The sequence below is a fragment of the Chamaesiphon polymorphus CCALA 037 genome (genome assembly GCF_003003845.1).
GTDB lineage: Bacteria > Cyanobacteriota > Cyanobacteriia > Cyanobacteriales > Chamaesiphonaceae > Chamaesiphon > Chamaesiphon polymorphus.
The window spans coordinates 1-7,221 of record NZ_PVWO01000299.1; the positions used below are offsets into that span (position 1 = coordinate 1).

A 7,221-nucleotide genomic window follows, 5' to 3' on the forward strand; every position below is an offset into this window, starting at 1 on the left:
GGCTCAGATTCATTCATCTTTTCCCCCTTATTTAGTAATTGTACCTCTTTCTATACTCTTTGAGCGGGAAGGGAGTATTGAGTCGGTCGATTTTGACCACAGATATAGATATTAAAAGAGTCAGTTTCTCCCGCTACAAATTGTTGAGATCGATCGGGACAATTACTCGATACTGTTTCTGTCGATCGAGAGGGTGTATCCGTTGTTGATGCTGCGGTTACGTTATCAACTTCGCTGCCTGAAGACTGCGAAGACGATTTTCCAGAACTATTTACACTAATATTACGGAATTTTAGATTATTGTTTGCATCTACTGAAATGTTGACCAATACTATTTTTGATGACGGTAATGAAACCTCTCGAAAGATAATCGAAGCTGAGTAATTAACCCCCTCAACAAAAATAATATCTTTCTCTGCACAGTCATTGCGACACGACCAATCCTCCCCAATGATAATTTCACTAGCTATATATTGCTTACCTCTAAGATTAGTAATAAAAGCACTGTACCTTGTTCCATCACCACTCTGTCTATATATCCGAGTAGATTGCTCTCCTTTCCGACTGAGAAAAGATCCTCTACAAACAATATCATTTCCATCCGAACTTCTAGCACATCCTTGAAAATCAAAGGTTACTCCATCTTTGACTACAATTGGTCTGGCTAAAACGGCTGTAGGTAGATTAATTGCCACTAAAGAAGTAGCAATCAGAGTTAAAGTAGAGATTTGCTGGAAACGTTGGGCGATCGAGCTTGTAAATTTATTCGGGGCTGTCATATTGAGTTATTCTCTATGATTTAAACTAAAGTTTGAGGTGGAGTTTGGATTTTGCATTGCGAACGGTTACAATATTTTATCCTCTCTCGAATAGTTTTTTATGTTTACAAAAATAAATTTTTCTTGGCATAGTTGTATTTGGAGAACTTCCAAAAAATAGAAAAATATAGCTAGAGCTTTCTAAACATATCGTTGTCATTATCGTTTCCTAATAAAATAAATATCATCCCGATAAAAGATGCGAAAAATGCACAAATAGCAACATGTTTTGGAACCCGAACTAATAAGCATACGCCCGTAACTATTAGAGAAATTATCAAGCTGGATAGAAAATGGCGTTTTACTCCTTTAAGAAAACCGCCAATAATTTTATTGCCAGCAAAAATAAAGTTCAAAGTGAAAATTAGCAATTGGCATCCGATACTAATTGCTAATACGATCGCTAAAAGCTCTAAAGCCCACATTTTAATGAATTATTCGCTAAATAGTTGACCCCGCACTGCATCTGCAAACGACTGTGCTTCCTGATTTTGCCATGGCCATCCAATTACAGGAGCTGTAGATCCTCCAGTAGTAACTATATTTACCTTTGGAGATCCCCATAACAAAAAAATACCAAAAACAAGTGGAATGATTCCAATGACAACAGCAATTAAAACTAGCCCTAAAACGATATAAAATAACCCAAGAAATATTTTTCTTTCTGTTTCATGTCTAACTGAAGCTACCTGTTTGAGTGGAACATCTTCTCTTTTTCCACCACTAAACCAACCCTTGTTATACATATAAGTGACTCGTTTGCTAGTCACAGTGCCAAAAGAAGTAGAGATTATTGTTTGTTCTGGATTGTTTGAAGTCATTTTTACCTCATGAATTAAAGTTGACAATAGAAATTTGCTCTATCTCAGAATTCTCGTTGGATTAAAATGCATAAGAAAAGCCGATCGAAAGAACGGGATAAAGCCTGAAACTACTAATATCGGCATTAGTTTTCTGCTGTTGAGCCGCTAAATCCGATCGCAATTGGTTTTGAATTGCTGCCGGAACTAACGGCGAAATATTATTAGCTGAGAGCGATACTGTAGGCGATCCGGCGAACATTACGCCTAAATCGACATTAAATCCAAAACCCTCATTAATTGGCGTCCCAAAGCCAACTCCTAAATAAGGTGCGACACTATTGCTGAAACTCCCAGAGGTTTCGACCGTGCCGATTTGGCTGGCATTATAATTAGTACCGTTGATATTAATTTGATTGCTAGCATTAGATTTTGCTGAACCACTAAAACGGTTATTTTGGAAAATCAAACCGCCTGTCAAGCGCAAACCACCACCAAATGGAAAATAATCACCTAAAAGATGAACGTTGGTAGGGCTAAGGCTGGCATTATAATCGATACCTTGGCTGCTGTAGTTGTAACCAAATCCAACGGTGTTAATTCCTAGCCGCGTGTGCAGATTGGGACTGAATTTATAACCAGCATCGACACCGATAAATCCTGTCGTACTGGCTTGAGCGTGTACGCCAACCGACCATTTTTTAGGTTCTGTCGATCGGGATGATTCTGTCTCTGTGGGTGTTTGCCCGATCTTGGTTCCATTCGGTTTTACGACGGAATCGTTGATGCGCAAGACATCACTCAGCGGACTGACATAAGCCATTCCCCAAATGTTTGCGCGATCTAATTGCGGGTTCCGAATTTGGTTGCTATTGTCAATTGGGGTGGGGGTAGAATTCGATCTAGTTGGGGATCCAATTGGATTGGAGCGCGGCTTGACAGGGGTTACTTCTAAACTAAGATCTGTTGCTGCGGGTTGGGAGCTGTTGGCAATTAGTGCGGATGGCTCGATCGAGGTACGATTGACAGCATCTACATTTTCGATTTCCAGCAGATCGGGATTTGAGACAGGATTGCTTTCTACAGTTGGGATTTCCGAAGCGTTGGTGTAATCGCTCCCAACGAGCATCAAACCGATCGCGAGCAGAGCCGATTTATAAAACATAATTACTTATCGATCGAATGGGGCTAAAGCGAAAAGATTTAATTTAAACCGATCTTAGGTTACCGCAATTTTTTGCTGAGTCTAGATTAGAAGTTGGGTTATATCGATCGAAAAAGTTGGGTAATTCATATTTTGGTACCTTTGTAGGTCACAATAGTAATAACGTAAGTTGCTAGGCGCGAACGCGTAAGCGCGCCGCATGGCGATCGAGAGTTAGGAATTGGGTAAAGGTTAAAGGTTAAAGGTTAAAGGAAAGATGACCTCGCTTGCTGCTCGATTCTCCCTTACCACACTAAAAAACTGTAACTAGCAACTTGGGTTAATATTGTTAGGCAGTTCAGCCTGGAACATGTATTGTGATAAATCTTACATCGTTCCTATGTGTCGATCGATGTTATCAGCTTTTTAGTTTAAATAAATTTTGCATGGACTCACAGGATAATCTCGATCGCAATTTACTAGAAGCTCAAGAAAAATCTGGGATCGATTTGAGACAATTGCAATCGGATCTGATTAAAATTAAACAGGAATTTTATCCGCATAGCAAAATGCTTTCTGACACGGAGATGCAATATTTATGCCTCTCGCTCGCTCGTTACAGTCAAGGACAGATTGCCTATTATTTTTACAAACATAAGATTCCTAGTGCTGAAGAATTAAAAACCTGTGAGGATCTGCAAAGATTGACTAGAAACTTAAATGCAGAAATGTCTTCAAGAATCCACAAGTATCTGAAGAGACTCATGAATATGAAGGATAACGAACGCAAGCCTTCATGGAAAAAGATTATTGATTTTTTGCGGCAATCCGAGCGATACAAACTACCCCATACTTCGACAGTAATAACAAAATTATCTGTTTTAATAGAAATAGAAAGCTTCCAATCTATCGATCGCAACCACATTCAGCAAATTAACGAGCTACTCAAGCAGCACGGTATAGAAAATATTAGAATTAGTGAATCTATCTAATGAAAAATCGAAAAACTTTAATTATCGAAGGATCTTCAGATCGACTCGAACAAATTCTGGCTTTGTTTGAAACTGGAGAATTGGATGGTACGCCAGAACTAAAAATTTTAGATGTAGGTATAATTGCTACCAATTGTGCTGCAATAAAACCTGTAGATTTATATCGGGTGTGGTTGGATAGTTTATGGAGCAAAGGATTTCAGCCTGCTGTCAGAAGTAGTCAAGCTACTTCTACAAATAAAAAAATAGTCCGATTTCAAAATATATCGATCGAAATTGTCATGACTATAGTACCGCTAGCAGATCTATCGGAAATTCAAATATTTTTACAGATTCGTCCAGTCGATGGGAAAGGATATTTACCAGCAGGTTTGAAAGTTGCTATTCTTGATGAACTAAATGAAGTTATACTTCAAAAGTCTACTCGCGATCGATCTAATTTGCTCGATCTTACTGAAGATGGAGATCTTATCTGTCAGCTAGAAGATAGTTTCAAGCTCAGTTTGATGTTAGGTGATGAAAGTGTTGTAGAAAGTTTTCCCCGCTAGTGCTCATGGCAAAAAGAATCTACCTTGAATTTAGATCGCCCGTTCGCTTGCAACAAGGTACGAATGTTTTACCAGTCGCCGTCACAATTTATGATGAGAACGGAAGATTAGAGAACCAAAATTCTTATCTATCTGTCATTCCCGATTCCCTCCGCCATTCATTTCAAACCTGGCAAAAATATGTTAGTCCTGCGGCGCAATCTCCTACTATCCGGCGAATTAGATTTCAACCCAAGCAGCAAGATCGCCAGCTAGAAAGTACTTATAGTAATATTAATTTCGATCGCATCGCCAATGAGTTTAAAGATAATCTCAATCGTTGGCTAGAAACAGGTTGGTTTAACGAACATGGAGATCGAGATGAGATCGTCAAAAAGACTTTACAGAGTTATTATCTAGAACGGGAAGAAGTCCAAATCTTTATTCAGACCGATAGTAAAGAATTAAAAGGACTCCCCTGGCAAGAATGGCAAGTATTGCAAGAATTCTTTACGATTCATTCTCATACAGAATTATCAATTAGTTCTAATAATTTTAAACGACCGCAAAGAACAGAGACCTTATTAGCCGATGCTAGAATTAGAATATTAGCAATCTTTGGAGATGAAAATTTAGAATTAGCAGATGAAAAATATCTAATTACTAATCTAGAAAAATATGGTGGTATCATCCATATTTTAAATCAGCCAGATCGAGTAACTTTAGAACGATCGCTAGCAGATCCTAAAGGTTGGCATATTTTATTCTTTGCCGGACATAGTGGTAGTAACGAGCGGGGTAATTTAGGCTGGATCGAACATAAACCGGGCGAAAAAGTTGCGATCGACGAACTGAGTACCTTACTAGAAAAACTAATTAGCGATAAATTACAGCTTGCAATTTTTAATTCTTGCGACGGTTTGGGTTTAGCAAATCAGTTAGTATCTCGATCGTTACCATATTGTATTGTCATGCGCGAACCTGTAGAATCTGCATTTGCACGAGAACTATTGAGACATTTACTAGCTGCTTTTGTGCGCGGTAAATCGCTATTTGCTGCAATGCGATCGGCACGAGAATATCTACGTCAAGAGTTTGATGAAAAAGGTAAACATCCCGGCAAAAGTTGGCTCCCAGTAATTATCGCTAATCCCGAAGCTCGATCGCTTACTTGGGATGGCATGTTTACCGAGCGCAGATTAGAAAAACAATGGGAGTTTATTCTGCTTGCGCTATTACTTGTCGCAGTTTTTGGATTACCTCTGAGTATTTTGCTTGAGTTTGGTAGTGTCGATACTTTAATTCTGTATGCGCGACTGTATCCCCAAATCGTAATTTATCCATCCCTGATGTTGGGGATATCACTATACACGCTTTACAGAGCAATCTGTCTGATTAGGCAAAAAGCCAAAGTATTTTGGAGTTTTACATTAGCAGCATTTATCTTTAGTTGTATTTCAATTAGTCTGGATCTCAATAGCGATCCGCTCATGTTATTTGAATTGAAGCCTCAAGCGATCGCCTTAATAAAATCCGAACGACGCTCTGCAACAAGCCAAGATCGCCAAATCTTAAGCTCCGCTCTGAGTAATGTTTCTCATCAGATCCTAAATATCGATCGACAAAACAATATAATCATCGACAAGCAACAGGTGGAATTATCGATCGATCGATCGATTCAGGCTAAAAATAAATCTAGTTTAGATAGAGTCTACCAACCAGATCGAGATTTTCTCAAAATTGCTTTAAGCCATAAATTATGGAACGACAGTTACGAGCATCAGTTTTCTGTCAGTCGCTGGTTTTATGCCTTGAGCTACTTCTCGATCTTTTTTTGTGCGGCAGAAATGTTTGCTTTGATTTTTCAATCTGTCCTCGCGCCTACAGGAGTATTCAATCAAAATAAGTATATTAGCTATTTAATTATCTGCGAAACCGGAATTTTAGCTTGGCTAGCGTTCTACTCTTGCTATATCCAAAAAACAAAACCATTTTTATTAGGAACTCAATTTAACCCACACTTTACCAATCTTACGCCACTCATCCATGTATTTATGTTTTCTCTATCATTTCTGACGCTATGGATGATAAAACTGCAAATTAATACAGATCGATCTCGCCAGCTTTTTAGCCTGATTTTGATTGGCGTGTTAATACTGACTGTAGTGGTAAGTATTGGTGGCGTATCTCTAGTAGATCGCATGTTTGGTATCGGTAGCACTAGTACCGCAACTACCTGGGGTGGTGCGATCGCCACTATCTATTTTCTCTGTTTTATAATTATTTCATCGATCGATTCTAAAAGACTGAAGTCTTAATATTACTATCTCTGCGAACATAGTCGCTTCAATAAGACTGCGAACCTTTTCGATCTAGTAGCAGTCTAAACTATGTCAGACATGCGAGCATATTATTAATTGTCCAAACTTATGAATCGTCGTCAATTCCTCATTCAATCTAGTTTATGTTCGGCTTCATCTTTAATTAGTATCGGCACTCATGGTTGGGCAGCACGCAGTATTGCTGCCACAAATCCCAATCCGCAGAGATTAATTGTCGTCTTCCTGAGAGGTGCGATCGATGGATTGAGTGTTGTCGTGCCCTATCGCGAACCCACATATTATACCGATCGACCGCGAATTGCCATCCCCCAACCAGGGCAAACCAACGGCGCACTCGATCTCGACGGGCAATTTGGCTTGCATCCTGCCCTCGCCCCGCTGCTCCCACTCTGGCAGCACAAAAGCCTCGCCTTCGTTCATGCCTGCGGTTCCAAAGACGAGACGCGATCGCATTTTGACGCCCAAGACTATCTCGAAAGCGGCACGCCGGGTATCAAATCCACCCGCGATGGTTGGATGAATCGACTATTGGGCGTCATGTCTGACAAAAATCCGATTCAAGCAGTCAGCGTCGGGGCGACGACGCCACGCATCCTAC

The 7,221-nt window shown here is 39.7% G+C and carries 8 protein-coding genes; 4 read left to right on the plus strand and 4 right to left on the minus strand.

Going from position 1 to position 7,221, the window contains the following annotated elements; translation table 11 throughout:
* Window positions 1-50: 50 nt before the first annotated feature.
* From C7B77_RS19515 to C7B77_RS19530, 4 genes are all read right to left on the minus strand, one after another.
* The gene (locus C7B77_RS19515; RefSeq protein ID WP_106308620.1) at window positions 51-779 is read right to left on the minus strand and encodes a hypothetical protein; all 729 of its coding nucleotides are present in this window, start codon (window positions 777-779) and stop codon (window positions 51-53) included.
* 170 nt (window positions 780-949) lie between these two features.
* Window positions 950-1,243 (minus strand): hypothetical protein, encoded by a 294-nt coding sequence (locus C7B77_RS19520; RefSeq protein ID WP_106308623.1) that lies wholly within the window; start codon window positions 1,241-1,243, stop codon window positions 950-952.
* A 9-nt stretch (window positions 1,244-1,252) separates the two neighbouring features.
* Entirely contained in the window at window positions 1,253-1,639 is a 387-nt protein-coding gene (locus C7B77_RS19525) for a hypothetical protein (protein ID WP_106308626.1), read from the minus strand.
* Between the two features lie 61 nt (window positions 1,640-1,700).
* Window positions 1,701-2,783, minus strand: a complete 1,083-nt coding sequence (locus C7B77_RS19530; RefSeq protein WP_106308629.1) for a hypothetical protein — start codon at window positions 2,781-2,783, stop codon at window positions 1,701-1,703.
* Window positions 2,784-3,208: 425 nt separating this feature from the next.
* On the opposite strand from C7B77_RS19530, the gene C7B77_RS19535 reads away from it, so the two are divergent.
* The 4 genes from C7B77_RS19535 to C7B77_RS19550 form a co-directional block, all read left to right on the plus strand.
* Window positions 3,209-3,754, plus strand: coding sequence for a hypothetical protein (locus C7B77_RS19535; RefSeq protein WP_106308632.1), 546 nt, complete (start codon window positions 3,209-3,211; stop codon window positions 3,752-3,754).
* Window positions 3,754-4,302, plus strand: coding sequence for a DUF1822 family protein (locus C7B77_RS19540; RefSeq protein ID WP_106308635.1), 549 nt, complete (start codon window positions 3,754-3,756; stop codon window positions 4,300-4,302). The genes C7B77_RS19535 and C7B77_RS19540 overlap by 1 nt, the downstream gene beginning before the upstream one ends.
* A 5-nt stretch (window positions 4,303-4,307) precedes the next feature.
* Entirely contained in the window at window positions 4,308-6,599 is a 2,292-nt protein-coding gene (locus C7B77_RS19545; protein WP_146138408.1) for a CHAT domain-containing protein, read from the plus strand.
* Window positions 6,600-6,710: 111 nt separating this feature from the next.
* On the plus strand, window positions 6,711-7,221 hold a 511-nt coding region (locus C7B77_RS19550), incomplete at its 3' end, for a DUF1501 domain-containing protein (RefSeq protein ID WP_146138409.1).